This window comes from Martelella sp. HB161492 (assembly GCF_013184775.1).
GTDB lineage: Bacteria > Pseudomonadota > Alphaproteobacteria > Rhizobiales > Rhizobiaceae > Martelella.
In genome coordinates this window covers 327,028-341,097 of sequence record NZ_JAATVV010000003.1, presented here as the reverse complement: position 1 = coordinate 341,097, position 14,070 = coordinate 327,028, and the positions used below count along the sequence as shown (strand labels likewise).

The 14,070-nt window shown below is 60.3% G+C and carries 14 protein-coding genes; 7 read left to right on the top strand and 7 right to left on the bottom strand.

Going from position 1 to position 14,070, the window contains the following annotated elements; genetic code table 11:
- Window positions 1–77 precede the first annotated feature (77 nt).
- A complete protein-coding gene (locus tag HCK86_RS07320) occupies window positions 78–524 on the bottom strand; it encodes a hypothetical protein (protein ID WP_176083794.1) in 447 nt (148 codons plus the stop codon).
- Window positions 525–662: 138 nt separating this feature from the next.
- Between HCK86_RS07320 and HCK86_RS07315 the strand changes: the two genes are divergently transcribed.
- The 6 genes from HCK86_RS07315 (at window position 663) to HCK86_RS07290 (ending at window position 6,225) form a co-directional block, all read left to right on the top strand.
- On the top strand, window positions 663–833 hold the full coding sequence (locus HCK86_RS07315) for a hemin uptake protein HemP (RefSeq protein WP_176083793.1): 171 nt from the start codon (window positions 663–665) through the stop codon (window positions 831–833).
- Between the two features lie 10 nt (window positions 834–843).
- On the top strand, window positions 844–1,923 hold the full coding sequence (locus HCK86_RS07310; protein WP_176083792.1) for a ChuX/HutX family heme-like substrate-binding protein: 1,080 nt from the start codon (window positions 844–846) through the stop codon (window positions 1,921–1,923).
- Between the two features lie 9 nt (window positions 1,924–1,932).
- Complete coding sequence (locus HCK86_RS07305) at window positions 1,933–2,820, top strand: ABC transporter substrate-binding protein (protein ID WP_176083791.1); 888 nt, start codon at window positions 1,933–1,935, stop codon at window positions 2,818–2,820.
- Between the two features lie 4 nt (window positions 2,821–2,824).
- Window positions 2,825–3,922 (top strand): iron ABC transporter permease, encoded by a 1,098-nt coding sequence (locus tag HCK86_RS07300; RefSeq protein WP_176083790.1) that lies wholly within the window; start codon window positions 2,825–2,827, stop codon window positions 3,920–3,922.
- A 4-nt stretch (window positions 3,923–3,926) separates the two neighbouring features.
- On the top strand, window positions 3,927–4,715 hold the full coding sequence (locus HCK86_RS07295) for a heme ABC transporter ATP-binding protein (RefSeq protein ID WP_176083789.1): 789 nt from the start codon (window positions 3,927–3,929) through the stop codon (window positions 4,713–4,715).
- A 391-nt stretch (window positions 4,716–5,106) separates the two neighbouring features.
- The gene (locus HCK86_RS07290) at window positions 5,107–6,225 is read left to right on the top strand and encodes an anthrax toxin-like adenylyl cyclase domain-containing protein (RefSeq protein ID WP_176083788.1); all 1,119 of its coding nucleotides are present in this window, start codon (window positions 5,107–5,109) and stop codon (window positions 6,223–6,225) included.
- A 115-nt stretch (window positions 6,226–6,340) separates the two neighbouring features.
- Here the strand turns inward: HCK86_RS07290 and rsmD are convergent, their stop codons facing one another.
- Both rsmD and HCK86_RS07280 read right to left on the bottom strand, forming a co-directional pair.
- The gene (rsmD, locus tag HCK86_RS07285; protein WP_176083787.1) at window positions 6,341–6,910 is read right to left on the bottom strand and encodes a 16S rRNA (guanine(966)-N(2))-methyltransferase RsmD; all 570 of its coding nucleotides are present in this window, start codon (window positions 6,908–6,910) and stop codon (window positions 6,341–6,343) included.
- Entirely contained in the window at window positions 6,910–8,391 is a 1,482-nt protein-coding gene (locus HCK86_RS07280) for a pseudouridine synthase (RefSeq protein WP_176083786.1), read from the bottom strand. Before HCK86_RS07280 ends, rsmD begins: the two co-directional genes overlap by 1 nt.
- 70 nt (window positions 8,392–8,461) lie before the next feature.
- On the opposite strand from HCK86_RS07280, the gene HCK86_RS07275 reads away from it, so the two are divergent.
- A complete protein-coding gene (locus HCK86_RS07275) occupies window positions 8,462–8,911 on the top strand; it encodes a nucleoside deaminase (protein WP_246739491.1) in 450 nt (149 codons plus the stop codon).
- A gap of 3 nt (window positions 8,912–8,914) precedes the next feature.
- On the opposite strand, the gene HCK86_RS07270 is transcribed toward HCK86_RS07275, so the two are convergent.
- From HCK86_RS07270 to HCK86_RS07255, 4 genes are all read right to left on the bottom strand, one after another.
- The gene (locus HCK86_RS07270; protein WP_176083785.1) at window positions 8,915–9,400 is read right to left on the bottom strand and encodes a GNAT family N-acetyltransferase; all 486 of its coding nucleotides are present in this window, start codon (window positions 9,398–9,400) and stop codon (window positions 8,915–8,917) included.
- 19 nt (window positions 9,401–9,419) lie between these two features.
- On the bottom strand, window positions 9,420–10,097 hold the full coding sequence (locus HCK86_RS07265; protein ID WP_176083784.1) for a hypothetical protein: 678 nt from the start codon (window positions 10,095–10,097) through the stop codon (window positions 9,420–9,422).
- Window positions 10,098–10,283: 186 nt separating this feature from the next.
- Window positions 10,284–13,187 carry an isoleucine--tRNA ligase gene (ileS, locus tag HCK86_RS07260; protein ID WP_176083783.1) on the bottom strand — a complete coding sequence of 968 codons (2,904 nt, stop codon included), beginning with the start codon at window positions 13,185–13,187 and terminating at the stop codon, window positions 10,284–10,286.
- A gap of 280 nt (window positions 13,188–13,467) precedes the next feature.
- On the bottom strand, window positions 13,468–14,037 hold the full coding sequence (locus HCK86_RS07255) for a hypothetical protein (protein WP_176083782.1): 570 nt from the start codon (window positions 14,035–14,037) through the stop codon (window positions 13,468–13,470).
- Window positions 14,038–14,070 lie beyond the last annotated feature (33 nt).

Genomic DNA, 14,070 nt, shown 5'->3' with positions numbered 1-14,070 from the left:
GATGCGACAGAGGGCCGATTGCGCCCGGACCGCACCGCACTTTTACTTTCGCATGTGTTGCACTGCGGCGACAAGCCTCAGCCGTCGAAGCCAATCGTCGCTTTTGAACGGGTTTCGATCGCGGCGACGCATTGATCCCCGCCCCCCTCGCAGACCTTCACATCGTTCAGCAGCAATCCACTCAGCTCCTCGCAGGGCGCACCCTGCAGCTCAAATTGGCGAACGCGGCGTTTTTCGACCGGCAGATCCAGAAAATCCAGCATGGTCATCCGGTCGACAATGCCATCGGCGTTGAAAAGCGCCACCTCCGCCTTGAGGCTGGTAATCGGCATTTTCAAGCCATTTTCCACAACAAAAGTCAGCTTGCAGCCCTTCGCCGTCGTCATCACCGCGTTGAGTTCCAGCGAAACCGTCGCCTTGGCTGCAGCGATCGGCTGTTCCTGCGCCATCGCCGCACTGCATGGCCCTGTGATCGCGGCAGCAACGGCCATGACAAGCCGCAATTTCATTCGAGAAAGTGACATCCAATACCTCGTTCTGCCTGTCGCATGCCCTGAAGCAAACAGGCGCATTACGGGATAGACAAATATGATTTATTAAGTCAAGTTATATAAGCTTCCTTTTTGAATCAAGTTTATCAGCCGCAGGACGACACGGCCATTATGAATGAAAACAAAACGGTCACCATGCCGCCGGAAAACAGCGTCGGAACCCGCCGCGTCATTGAAAGTACGGCGCTTTTCGGCCGCGACAGCGAAATCATCATTCGCCATCAGGGCGCAGACTATCACATGAAAATCACCCGCCAGGGCAAACTCATCCTGAACAAATAGGGCCAGAACCATGCAAGACCCAACAGCCTCTTCCCGCCCCACGCCCGATCAGATCCGCGCTTTCCGGGCGGAAAACCCGGGCATGCGCGAGCGCGACATTGCCGCCCGGCTCGGCATCAGTGAGGCAGAACTCGTTGCCGCCGACGTTGGATTTACCGCAACCCGCATCATCGCCGATCCGGCAACATTGCTGGCCCATGCCGAAGCCTTTGGCGAGATCATGGCACTATCGCGCAATGACAGTGCAGTGCATGAAAAAATCGGCGTCTTCGAAAACATCCGCTCCGGCGCAAGGGCGTCGATCGTCCTCGGCGAGAATATCGACCTGCGCATTTTCCCCAATCGCTGGGCATATGGATTTGCCGTCGCCAAAACGGATAAGGACGGCAATGAAAAGCTGAGCCTGCAATATTTCGACAGGAGCGGCACGGCAGTTTTCAAGCTGCATCTGCGTCCAGGCTCGAACCTTGACGCCTATCGCAGCTTTGTCACGGACGCCAGGCTTGACGACCAGTCGCGCATCTTCACCGCTGAGGCTGTAACGCCGCATGACAGTGAATTTGAGCGCAACCCGGACGCCGTCGATGTCGAAGTGCTGCGCGGACGCTGGGCGGCCATGACCGATACGCATCAGTTCTTCGGCATGCTGTCCGACATGAAGCTTCATCGCCAGACAGCCCTTGAAAGCGTCGGCACAGATTACGCCGAGGAACTGGCGCCAGACGCGGTGACCGAGATGTTCAAGCGTGCTGCAACCCAGCCGGATCTGCCGATCATGGCCTTTGTCGCCAATAGCGGCATTGTGCAGATCCATTCCGGCCCGGTCTCAAACATCGTCGAGATGGGCCCCTGGATCAACGTCATGGATCCGACATTTCATCTCCATCTGCGCCGCGATCATATCACCCGCGCCTTTCTTGTGCGCAAGCCAACCGCTGACGGCCACGTCACCTCCGTTGAGGCTTTCGACGCCGAAGGCGGCATGATCATCCAGTTCTTCGGCAAGCGCCAGGAAGGCTTCGCCGAGCGCCCCGCCTGGCGCGATCTTGTCGAGAACCTGCCGCGCCTGAAGGCAACCGCAGCGGCCTAGGAAATCCAGATGCATATCCATTCTCTTCTCTCTGCCTCCCGCCGCATCGCCTTGCTCGCGACGCTTGGCCTTGCCATCGCCCGGCCGGCATCGGCGGACCCGCTTGCAGATCCCTCGCGGCTGGTTTCCATCGGCGGTTCGGTCACCGAGATCATCTATGCTTTGGGTGCCGGAGACCTGCTTGTCGGCCGCGACACGACCAGCATGTACCCGCCGCAGGCCATGGCTCTGCCGGATATCGGCTATATGCGCCAGCTCGCGCCTGAAGGCGTTCTCTCCGTTGATCCGAGCGCCATCATCGCCATTGAAGGGTCCGGTCCGCCGGAGACACTGGATGTCCTCAAAAATGCCGATGTGACCTTCGCCGAAATTCCCGAGACCTATGATCGCGCCGGCATTGTCGGCGAAATCACGGCCATCGGCGATCTGCTTGGCAAACAGACTGAAGCAACGGCACTCGTCGAGGCCGTCACCGCCAAGCTTGATCCCATTCTCGCCCGCAATGAAGCCCGCCCGGCGGCGAGCCGCAAGAAGGCGATCTTCATCCTCAGCCTCAGCGGCGGCAAGGTGATGGCATCCGGCACAGGCACGGCAGCCGACGGCATTCTCACCCTTGCGGGCCTCGACAATGCGGTCGGCAGCTATCCCGGCTACAAGGCCCTGACCGACGAGGCGATCATTGCGGCGGCGCCCGACGTCATCATCATGATGAGCGGCGTCGCGGGCAACCACGCCGTATCGGACGCCGATGCCCTGGCTCAGCCCGCACTGGCGCTCACGCCGGCCGGCAGGAACCATGCAATCTTCCGCGTCGACCCGATCGCCACGATGAGTTTCGGCCCCCGCCTGGCAGATGGCGTCGAGGCGCTTTCGACGGCCATCTACGGAGGTGCGTGACCACATGGCCCTGACGGAACCATTTTCGGGCCTCAGACGGATTGCCCACCACAGCCAGACCGGAAACCGTGCGGAGCTGGCGGCCGTGACCATCGCAATTCTTGCCGTTGCCGCCGTGCTTTCGGTTCTGTTCTCGGTCTCCTGGGGCGCATCGGACGCGTCTCTTTTCGACGTCGCCCATGCCATCATGACCGGCAATCAGGACGCCATCGGCAGCCGGGACCGGATCATCATTTTTGATATCCGCCTGCCGCGCGCCATTCTCGGCTTTCTGGTCGGGGCCTCGCTAGCTGTCTGCGGCGCCGCCATGCAGGGGCTGTTTCGCAATCCGCTGGCGGATCCCGGCCTTGTCGGCGTGTCCGCCGGCGCCGGGCTTGGTGCCGTCATCATGATTGTTCTCGGCGGCTCGCTGGCGGCGCCGCTTTCCGGGCTCATGGGGTTCTACGCCCTGCCCTTTGCCGCCTTTGTCGGCGGGCTTGCCACCACGCTGATCCTCTACAAGGTTGCCACCCGTCATGGCCAGACCTCCGTCGCAACCATGCTGCTTGCCGGCATCGCCCTTTCCGCGCTTGCGGGCGCGGCCACCGGCTTCCTTGTCTATCTCGCCAATGACCAGCAATTGCGTGACCTGACCTTCTGGTCGATGGGTTCGCTGGCTGGCGCAACCTGGGCAAAGGTCTTTGCGATTGCCCCGATCATGCTGGCAGCCTTCGCAGTTCTGCCCTTCATGGCCCGTGGGCTCAACGCCATCACGCTTGGCGAAGCCACCGCCTTTCACATGGGTATTTCGGTGCAGCGACTGAAAAACATCACCATTCTGGCGGTTGCCGCGGCAACGGGCGCCGGTGTCGCCGTTTCTGGCGGTATCGGCTTCGTCGGCATCGTCGTGCCGCATCTCCTTCGTCTCGTCATCGGACCGGATCACCGCTACCTTCTGCCGGCCTGCGCCCTTCTTGGCGGCAGCATGCTGATCATGGCCGATCTCGTTGCCCGCACGGTCGCCGCCCCGGCCGAATTGCCGATCGGCATCATCACCGCCGTCGTCGGCGGCCCCTTCTTTCTCTGGATTTTACTGCGCAACCGCTCGCGGCTTGCCCTCTAGGCCCATGATTACTGCCGAAAACCTCACGCTCGCCCTTGGCGGACGAACCATCCTGAACAGGATCAGCCTCTCGGCTCGTTCCGGTGCCCTGACCGCCATTTGCGGCCCGAATGGCTGCGGCAAGACAACGACGCTGCGGGCCCTCTCCGGCGAACTGGACGTGCTTGACGGTCAGATCGCCATCAACGACATGCCGATCTCAGGACTTCCCGCCTGGCGGCTGGCAAAGATGCGCGGCGTGCTGCCCCAATCTTCCACACTCGCCTTTCCGTTCACCGTGGCAGAGGTTCTGGCCATGGGACTTGCCGGCAGAACACGCCGCCAGGAACAGCGTGATGAGAGCGTGATTGCGGGTGCGCTCAAGGCCGTCGATCTGACCGGCTTCGAAGGGCGGTTCTATCAGGAACTGTCCGGCGGCGAGCAGCAGCGCGTTCAGTTCGCGCGTGTCCTGTGCCAGATCGAAATGCCGGTCGCTCACGGCAAGGCCCGATGGCTGATGCTCGACGAACCAGTGGCAAGCCTCGACATCCTCCACCAGATCGCCATCATGCGGCTTGCCCGCGATTTCTGTGCCGGCGGCGGCGGCGTCATCGCCGTGATGCATGATCTCAATCTGACAGCCCTTTATGCCGACCACATCATCCTGATGCGCGAAGGCAGGATCATCGCCGCTGGTAGCCCGGCCGATGTCCTGACCGATGACATCCTGTTCAGCGTCTTCGGCGCAAGACTGTCGGTCAACCGGGTGCCTGCGGATCAGACGCCCTTTGTGCTGCCGCATAGTGCCGCCTGACACACATGAAAGACCATCAAAGTCAGGTCATCAATATATGTATATAATACATTATATAATTTTATTATAACTCTAGATCAATGTATATATTAAATCACATTAACGTATATTTTAATTATTGATAGCTAGAAGACCGCGATATATCCTGTTTTATATTCAAGCAGGAATCGTAGCGATGCAAATTCGACCGAGATGCGCATCTGAACCACATCAACGTCAAGCGTTGCCCGATGGCGGCAGTGCCCGCTCTGCAACTGTGCCGGATCTTTCCAAATCGGCCAAAACGAGGCAGGCCCGCAGTTGGGCTCCGACGCCTTTGGGCCCGTTTGACCGGACCCGCTCACCCAGCACCTGCCTCCCTTGCGCCGAGAGTCTTGCGAGCCGCGACGCAATGATGAAGGCGCAAAACCTTCAGGAAGCCGAGAGGCGGGACCTGGCGCAGAGAGCCACGGATCAGTCAGGCATAAGTGCTGAGCATCTTCTGGCGGTTCACGCGGTCGCGGTTGATCGCAATACCATCCTTGCCATACGTCCCGTCGACAAAATGGCCCAGGAGCTCATCGCCGAAGGGCACCCGACGAAAGGCTTCCATGTCAAGGGCAAGAGCGCGAACTGGGGACCGCAATGCGCTTTCATCCCGGTCGATCAGCGACTGAGCAAGCTGAATGGCGATCCCGGTCGTGTGACAGCGTTTAGCAAGAAGGTCGCCGATTCGCTGGAGAAGAAAGAGGCCTACGCCGTGCCTCTTGTCATTTCGCGTGACCGTCTGGAAAGCCTGAGCCAGTCAAACCTCATCACGTTCGACGGTTCCAGGGACGATACGGCAGTGCTGGAAATCAGCAGCCGGGCGCCGGGCGGTGACGTGCTTCACTTCACGGCCCATCCGCAAGAGGGTGACCAGCGGCAGTCGGTTGAGATCCGGCTGGATGGCAAGCCCGTGGAAGTTTTGGCTCCAACGCCGCAATCGAAGGGCCTGACAGCCGACTACGACCTTTTCGCAGTCGCGCCGCATGAAGCAGACTTCGGCGAAGCCGACAATGTCCCGAACCGCGACATTTCCTACGAGTCCTATCTGCATCGCCGTGGCGGTGAACACAAACGGCTCAACACCGAAACCCCGAGCCAGTTCTATGCCCATGAGGACCCGGAAATCGGCAACGCCTCGCCCAGAATCCGCGAGATCATCCCGGTGCTGAACAAGGCTGTAGGACAGGAAGGGCAGCCGGTGTTCCATCACAATGCCGACTCATTCAGCCCTGCGGCCAATGACACGGATAACTTCCCCTTGACCTATGCAAGTCCGGTTGGCTTCGGCAAGTTTCCCGTCATGGGATCGATTGAAAACAAGAAGGAACTTAACGACTTCATCACCGCGGCAAAAAATGCCGGATATCACTTCGCTGTGAACCCGAACTGGAAACTCGAAACATCAGATCAACAGCGCGTTCACAGCCTTAAGGATTGTTTTGCGGAGCAGTCCCTGCGGCGCGGGGTGCGTGTCTCCGGCTGACATGTTTCATGTCCGCCGGCACCCGCGCACAATGCCAGCCGATGCAGGCGCTCTATCTTATTGAATCTAAGCAACGTTCTTTTCGAAAAACGATTCCGATTTTCGAGCCGATGCGCTAGATGCCCGCACGCTGCTGATAGCGGAAGAAATGCATCTCGGTATCGCCGAAATCGCGGGTTTCAAGCGGCTGAAAAACCGTTGAAAGCTGAAGCGTGACACCCGCTCTTTCCTCGACGATGACGAGAGCACCCGGCTTCAGCCACCCCCCCCTGTCGACGGCATCCAGCGCCTGATCGCCCAGTCCCTTGCCATAGGGAGGATCTGCGAACAGAAAATCGAACGGCTGAAGCTGCACCGGCTGGCCAATTTTCGTCGCATCGCGGCGCATGATGCGGGTGCGGCCGTGGAGACCGAGCGTATCGATATTACTCCACAACAGGCCACGCCCTTCGACGCTGTTCTCGACGAAGACCGCCATGCGGACACCGCGCGAGATCGCCTCAAGGCCGATCGCGCCGGTTCCGGCAAACAGATCCAGCATGTTCGTATCGTCGAGCGCTTCCGGATAGGCGTGAGCGATGATGTTGAACAGCGATTCCCGGGTGCGATCCGTCGTTGGACGGATCGCCTGGCTTTTCGGTGTCGCGAGCGCACGCCCGCGAAATTCACCGCCGACAATGCGCATCAGCCCCGGCCCTTGCCTGGCGTGCCTTTCGGGCCGCCACGCGGCTTACCGCCGCCAGCGGGACGTCCCCCCTGCGGGCGCGGCCCCTTGCCGAAGGGTTTGCCACTGCCGGTCGGGCGGCCGCCCTCCTTGCGCTCGCCCCTGGCAAAGGGCTTGTCTCCACCCTTGCGCTCGGGCCGGCCTTCGCCACGCGCAGCAAAAGACTTGCCGCCACGCTTCTCGCCGTCAAACGGCCTTTTCTCGCCACGCGGCCTCGATGGCTTATCGCCAGCATCGCCTTCGGCACTGCGCCGGCCATCGCCGCGCCGTCCCGCTGACCGGCGCTCATCACGACGGGCATCCTGACGCGCCTTGTCTTCCGCCTTCTTCTTGGCTTTCGGACCAAGCGGGCGGGCGCCCGGCGCCATCCAGACATTGGCAGTGCGTCCGCGCGGAATGTCGGCCTGCTCTGCCGGCTTGGTATCAAGCCGGTCGCGACCACGCTCCCGCTTGTCGGCAGGTTTTTCACGCCGTGGCCGTTCAGCCCGATCGGGGCGTGATGCAGCTTGTGCCGGCCGGGCCGCCGGCTCTTCCTCTGCCTTTTCCGGGCGCTCGTTATAGAGCGGCGCATCAAAATTGGCGCCAGCATCTTCGATCAGCCGTGGTCCGAGCTGATCACGCAGCGTGCGGCCACGCACTTCAAGCACATTGCCCTCGGCAAGGTCGCCAAGCTGGAACGGACCGTAGGAAATCCGGATCAGTCGGTTGACGGACAGGCCGAGTGCGCCGAGCACATTCTTGATCTCGCGGTTCTTGCCTTCGCGCAGCCCCATGGTGATCCAGACATTGGAGCCCTGGGTGCGATCAAGTGTGGCATCGATGGCGCCATACAGAACACCGTCAACGGCAATGCCGTCCTTGAGCTTGTCGAGTCCCGCCTGATCGATGCTGCCATGCGCACGCACGCGATAGCGACGCAGCCAGCCCGTTGACGGCAATTCGAGCACCCGCGCCAGTCCGCCATCATTGGTGAGCAGAAGCAGACCTTCGGTATTGATATCCAGGCGGCCGATCGAGATAACGCGCGGCAGATCCTTCGGCAGGTTGTCAAACACCGTCGGCCGGCCTTCCGGATCGGCGTTGGTGGTCACCAGCCCCGCTGACTTGTGGTAGATCCACAGCCGAGTCCGCTCGATCCCGCGGATCTGCTCACCATCGACCTCAATCCTGTCGGCAAGCGTTGCGTTGAGCGCCGGGCTTTCCAGCAGGGTGCCGTTCACCCTGACACGGCCCTCAAGGATCATCCGCTCGGCATCACGCCGCGAAGCAACGCCGGCGCGGGCCAGGATCTTCGAGATGCGCTCGGGCTGACCGGCGGCATCGGATTGCGCTGCCGCGGCGGCAGGCTTCGCTGCCTTGTCAGCCGGCTTTTTCGGTCCGGGACGCCCTTTACCCTGCGCCGGCTTGCCGCCGGAACGCTTGAACTTGTCTTTTTCGCTCATTTTGCCTTGCCTGTTGATGTCGATCCTCTATCAGTTCGATGTTCACGGGTTAAGAGGAATCTTGTCTAAAATGGTCGCCAGACGCGATTTCATGGCCATTGCACTCAACGAAGCAAGAGCCGCAGGCGAAAGAGGCGAAGTGCCGATCGGCGCGGTCGTCGTCCGCGATGGCGCTGTCCTCGCTGCTGCGGGGAACCGCACGCGTGAGAAATGCGACCCCACGGCCCATGCTGAGATTGAGGCGATCCGCAAGGCCTGCGCCGTCGCCGGCAGTGAAAGACTGCCAGGAGCGCACCTCTATGTCACGCTGGAACCCTGTGCCATGTGCGCAGCGGCCATTTCCTTCGCCCGGATAGAACGCCTCTATTATGGCGCCGAAGATCCGAAAGGAGGCGGTGTCGACCATGGCGGCCGGCTTTACAGCCAGCCGACCTGCCATCATGCACCGGATGTCTATTCAGGCATCAGCGAGCGCGAGGCGGCCATACTGCTGAAGCAATTCTTTTCCGGCCGGCGCTGAGGGTCAGACGTCGCCGCGCGCCATGGCCGTCAGCGTCTCGCCTTCCAGCCGATAGCGGATCCACTCGGTCTGCGGCGCACCGCCAATGCCGTCATAGACCCGGATCGCCTTCTCGTTCCAGTCGAGCACGCTCCATTCCATCCGCCCGCAGCCACGCTCGACGCCAATCTCGGCGACCCGGCGCATCAGCGCCCGGCCGAGCCCGGAACCACGGTTTTCGGGGGAGACATAAAGATCTTCGAGATAGATCCCGTTCTTGCCCTGCCAGGTCGAGAAGTTGAAGAAATAGATGGCGAAACCGGCGGGTTTTCCGTCAATTTCGCCAATCAGGGCTTCCGTCACGGATGACGGGCCGAAAATTGCATCGGCAAGACCTTCAGCGGTCGTTTCAACCTTATCCAGCGCTTCCTCGAAAATCGCGAGATCACGGACAAAGCCGAAAATGGTCTCGGCATCGTCCCGGATAGCCGGACGGATTGAAAACGCCATTTCTGCCTCGCCAGATCGCTTATTCTTCGCTGACAGGCGCATCACCAGCCAGGAACTCCTTATTCGATTGCTGCGATCCATAGGTGCAGTTCATGAACAGGAAGCACTTGTCAGGATCCTTGCCTTCAGCCAGCTTCTTGCGGCGGGCTTCCTTCTTGCGCTCGGGTTCGCCAAGATCGTTAAGCGCTGCTTCCGAAGATGGCTGCCGGTAAGCCGACGGCGGATCGATCAGATATTTGGTCTGGGTGATATCGATGGTCTGGGCATCGGCGCGGGCCTTGCGGAAGGCCTGAAGCTGCTGCTTCTCGCTCATGGCCTGCGGATTATCGGCCGTCAGCAGCGGTGAACGATAGTTCGGATCGTCCTTATGGGCCTCCGCCTCGGCATAGAGGCGCTGGCGCTGCTGTTCAGGCGATTCAAGCCACTGGCTGTTGCCGGTCGTCGCGGCCGACTGAACCGGCTTTGCCAGATCCTTGGTATCTGCAGTCTTCGGAGGCTCGACCAGGCTAGGCCGGCTGTCATAATCGATATCCGGCTGATCCGGCTTCACCAGCATGACAGCAGCACCCAGATCTTCCATCAGCTGCGTTGTTGCCGTCGTCCCGGTTCCATAGGTTGGCGCCTTCAGGCAGGAAGTCAGCATCATTGTTGCAGCCAGCGCCACGGAAACCTTCACGAGATTCGAAGACAATTGCATCTTTTTCTCACCATACCTTGCACCGCGGCGCCACTAGACAAGTTGCTTACAGATCTGAACTGCCGAATGAATCCGGCAAATTCGCGACAATTTCTAGCGCAACTAAGCCCGAACCGCAATTCGACAGTAAATATTACGATCCCGCGCCGCCGATGAAAACGGCGCGGGCCATTCAAAGACAGGATCTCAGAGGCGTCCGAGCGCTGCCAGTTCGCGCAGCGCAACCGCATCGCGCGCCGAGACCTCAGGATAATCCGGATCCGATCCGACATCCTTGGTGATGCGCCAGGACCGGGCGCATTTCATGCCGCTGGCCAGCGCCGGCACAACCGCGACGCCGGCAACATCACCCAGACGGAAGGCATCTTCCGGCCCCTCGCCTGCGACAACCTCGATCGCCGACGTGATGCAGATATCTTCGAAATCACGGCCATCCAGCACGGACAGCAGCGCCTTGTCAGCGATATAGACGACCGGAGCCGCCTCCAGCGACGAGCCGATACGCTTTTCACGCCGCTCCACCTCGAGCGCACCGGTGACAACCTTGCGGATATCGCGGATCTTGTCCCACTTGGCGGCAAGGTCACCATCGAGCCACGCGGCAGGCACATCCGGGAACTGGGCGAGATGCACCGAGACGGCAGACGGATCCCGGGCGAGCCAGGCTTCTTCCGTGGTGAACGGCATCATCGGCGCGAACCAGGTGACAAGGCAATCGAACAGCTTGCGGATGACAAAAAGCGCTGCCCGGCGACGAAGGCTCGACGGTGCATCACAATAGAGCGCATCCTTGCGCACATCGAAATAGAAGGCCGACAGTTCGACATTGGCGAAATCGGCCAGCGCCCGAGCGATCTTCTTGAAGTCGAAATCATCATAGCCCTTGCGCACCAGCTGATCGAGCTCGGCCAGGCGATGCAGCATCAGCCGTTCCAGCTCCGGCATTTCGGCAATGGCGATATCTTCGCCCTCATCATGGGCGAGCGTCCCGAGCATCCAGCGGATCGTGTTGCGCAGCTTGCGATAGGTATCGATATTGGTCTGGATGATGGTGTCGCCGAGACGCTGATCTTCCCAGTAGTCGGTCGTCATGACCCACAGACGCAGGATATCGGCGCCGGACTTGGCCATCACATCCTGCGGGAAAACCTGATTGCCAAGCGATTTCGACTGCTTGCGACCCTGCTCATCCATGGTGAACCCATGGGTGACGACGGCATTGTAAGGCGCACGGCCACGGGTGGCACAGCCTTCCAGCAGCGACGAGTGGAACCAGCCGCGATGCTGGTCAGAGCCTTCCAGATAGATATCGGCCGGCCATTTGAGATCCGGACGGTCTTCGAGCACGAAGGAGTGAGTCGAACCACTATCGAACCAGACGTCGAGAATATCGGTGACCATCTCCCAGTCTTCCGACGCCTTGTCGCCAAGGAAGCGCTCACGCGCACCGGCCTTGAACCAGGCATCTGCGCCTTCTGCTTCGAAGGCCTGAAGAATACGGGCATTGACCGCATCATCGACAAGCACTTCGCCAGCCTTGTCAGCGAAGATGCAGATCGGCACACCCCAGGCGCGCTGGCGCGAGAGCACCCAGTCAGGCCGCGATTCGATCATGCCATGCAGGCGATTCTTGCCGGCTGCCGGGACGAAGCGAGTATTGTCGATCGCGGTGAGGGCACGCGAACGCAGCGTCGAGCCGTCGCCGAAATCCTTGTCCATATAGACAAACCATTGCGGCGTGTTGCGGAAGATCACCGGCTTCTTGGAGCGCCAGGAATGCGGATAGTCATGCTTGATCCGACCGCGGGCAAACAGCTTGTCTGCCGCGATCAGGGCCTTGATCACCCGCTCATTGGCATCGCCCCACTTGCCGTTATCATCAATGACGCGCGCGCCGTCAAAGCCCGGCGCATCTTCGGTGTAAAAGCCGTCATCACCAACGGTGAAGGGGATTTTGGCGGAGATGCCGCGCGCTTCGAGATGGCGTGCCTGATCCATCCAGGCTTCAAAGTCCTCACGGCCGTGGCCGGGCGCGGTGTGGACGAAGCCGGTACCGGCATCGTCGGTAACATGGTCGCCATCAAGCACAGGCACCTTGAACATGTAGCCGAGATCGACGAGCGGGTGGGCACAGACAAGCGCCGAAAGCTCAGAGGCGTCCACATCGCGGAGAAGCGTCATCACCAGCTTGGCCTTCTCGGCGCAGTCATCCGCTAGGTTCTTGGCAAAGAGCAGCTTCTCGCCCGGCTGCGGGCCGAAATCATTCACCGCTTCGGTGATCTCGTAGAGCCCGTATTCGATGCGGTTGGAGAAGGAGATCGCGCGATTGCCGGGGATGGTCCAGGGCGTCGTCGTCCAGATGACGACAAAGGCGCCAAGGAGTTCGGAAGGCCCTTCGGTCACCGGAAACTTCACCCAGATCGTGTCCGACTGCTTCTCGTGATATTCGACTTCCGCCTCGGCCAGCGCCGTGCGCTCGACCACCGACCACATCACCGGCTTGGAACCGCGATAGAGCTGCCCCGTCCTGGCGATCTTCATCAATTCGCCGGCGATGCGCGCTTCTGAATGGAAGGCCATGGTGGTGTAGGGATTTTCGAAGTCACCCTCGATACCGAGACGCAGGAAATCCTCCGTCTGCACCTTGATCCAGTGCGCGGCATAGGCGCGGCATTCCTGGCGGAATTCGATCATGGCCGCCGGTTCGGAAAGATCGGGCTTGGCCTTGCCCTTGGCGCGGTAGTTCTCTTCCTCGATCTTCCATTCGATCGGCAGGCCGTGGCAATCCCAGCCGGGCACATAATTGGAATCAAACCCACGCATCTGGAACGAGCGGGTGATGACGTCCTTGAGGATCTTGTTCAGCGCATGGCCGATATGGATCTTGCCATTGGCATAGGGAGGGCCGTCATGGAGCACGAATTTCTCGCGACCCTTCGCATCCTCACGCAGTTTTTTGTAAAGCCCCATGTCCTGCCAGCGAGCCGCGATTTCCGGCTCCTTCTTGGGCAGGCCGGCGCGCATCGGAAAATCCGTTTTCGGCAGATAGAGCGTGGCGGAATAGTCGATCTTGTCAGTTTTTTCGGTCATGGGTTCGCATCATATTTTGCCGCGCCGCCGGTTTATCCCGGCAAACGGGCTTGATCATCTGTTTTCATCATTGGCGGCGAGCGGCGCGAAACGCCAAAATCCCGGACCTTCCGGCGCCCCATCTCAAGCCGCACGGAAAGCCGGGCCAATAATTCGGATCATGCGAAACCGGTACCCAGTCATCATGGGCGGTTCTTTACGGTCTTTTGCCCGCAATGAAAAGAGGCTTTTCAGGCCAGGATCTGATCCCCGGCCTCAATCGGATGCGTTGACGCGGAAATCAGGGGTTTGCCGCTTCTCTCAATGCTCTCATATTTTCATCCATCGTCGCAGACGCTAACTGACGGTCAGCCTTCCACTGATCCAGCCTCATCTGTCGCATGGTTTCGATATGACGCGTGTTCATTTCATGGAGCTTATTCATATGCTCGCGCTGCGCCTCACCGAGAGCCTTCATTATATTATGCATCTCTGAAAGCTGCTGAAGCGCCTCATCCAGCTCGGCCTTCTTCTTTTGGATCTCCTCCATATGGTCGACCCGACCATCAGGCTCCGCGCTACCGCCGGCCTTTCCTGATACCTGCTCAGGCTCATCCGACGACGGCTCCTCGACCCTTCCCTGTACCTGCTCAGGCTCAATCTGCGGCGGCTCGACACCAAGATTCTTGAGGCGATCATCATCATCGTCGTCAGGGTCTGCCGCAGCCCGCCTGGCACGCAATGCAGCCTCATCAAACTGGAACTGTTTCCTGTCCCTGGCCGAGGCCTGGGCAAAAAGGTCCGATACCGTCGCTGAAGGACGCTGCTGGTGGCTGCCAGCGCGCCGCGGGAGCAAACTCAGCTGCGCCATCAGATGCCGGAGCGGCGTCTGCCCCGAGCTCGG

What these genes read in the sequence shown, in the direction of transcription:
- rsmD (WP_176083787.1), bottom strand. Translation starts at nt 6,910, where the DNA reads ATGCGCATTGTCGGCGGTGAATTTCGCGGGCGTGCGCTCGCGACACCG.
- HCK86_RS07265 (WP_176083784.1), bottom strand. Translation starts at nt 10,097, where the DNA reads ATGCAATTGTCTTCGAATCTCGTGAAGGTTTCCGTGGCGCTGGCTGCA.
- ileS (WP_176083783.1), bottom strand. Translation starts at nt 13,187, where the DNA reads ATGACCGAAAAAACTGACAAGATCGACTATTCCGCCACGCTCTATCTG.
- HCK86_RS07320 (WP_176083794.1), bottom strand. Translation starts at nt 524, where the DNA reads ATGTCACTTTCTCGAATGAAATTGCGGCTTGTCATGGCCGTTGCTGCC.
- HCK86_RS07280 (WP_176083786.1), bottom strand. Translation starts at nt 8,391, where the DNA reads ATGAGCGAAAAAGACAAGTTCAAGCGTTCCGGCGGCAAGCCGGCGCAG.
- HCK86_RS07315 (WP_176083793.1), top strand. Translation starts at nt 663, where the DNA reads ATGAATGAAAACAAAACGGTCACCATGCCGCCGGAAAACAGCGTCGGA.
- HCK86_RS07270 (WP_176083785.1), bottom strand. Translation starts at nt 9,400, where the DNA reads ATGGCGTTTTCAATCCGTCCGGCTATCCGGGACGATGCCGAGACCATT.
- HCK86_RS07295 (WP_176083789.1), top strand. Translation starts at nt 3,927, where the DNA reads ATGATTACTGCCGAAAACCTCACGCTCGCCCTTGGCGGACGAACCATC.
- HCK86_RS07310 (WP_176083792.1), top strand. Translation starts at nt 844, where the DNA reads ATGCAAGACCCAACAGCCTCTTCCCGCCCCACGCCCGATCAGATCCGC.
- HCK86_RS07305 (WP_176083791.1), top strand. Translation starts at nt 1,933, where the DNA reads ATGCATATCCATTCTCTTCTCTCTGCCTCCCGCCGCATCGCCTTGCTC.
- HCK86_RS07300 (WP_176083790.1), top strand. Translation starts at nt 2,825, where the DNA reads ATGGCCCTGACGGAACCATTTTCGGGCCTCAGACGGATTGCCCACCAC.
- HCK86_RS07275 (WP_246739491.1), top strand. Translation starts at nt 8,462, where the DNA reads ATGGTCGCCAGACGCGATTTCATGGCCATTGCACTCAACGAAGCAAGA.
- HCK86_RS07290 (WP_176083788.1), top strand. Translation starts at nt 5,107, where the DNA reads ATGATGAAGGCGCAAAACCTTCAGGAAGCCGAGAGGCGGGACCTGGCG.
- HCK86_RS07255 (WP_176083782.1), bottom strand. Translation starts at nt 14,037, where the DNA reads ATGGCGCAGCTGAGTTTGCTCCCGCGGCGCGCTGGCAGCCACCAGCAG.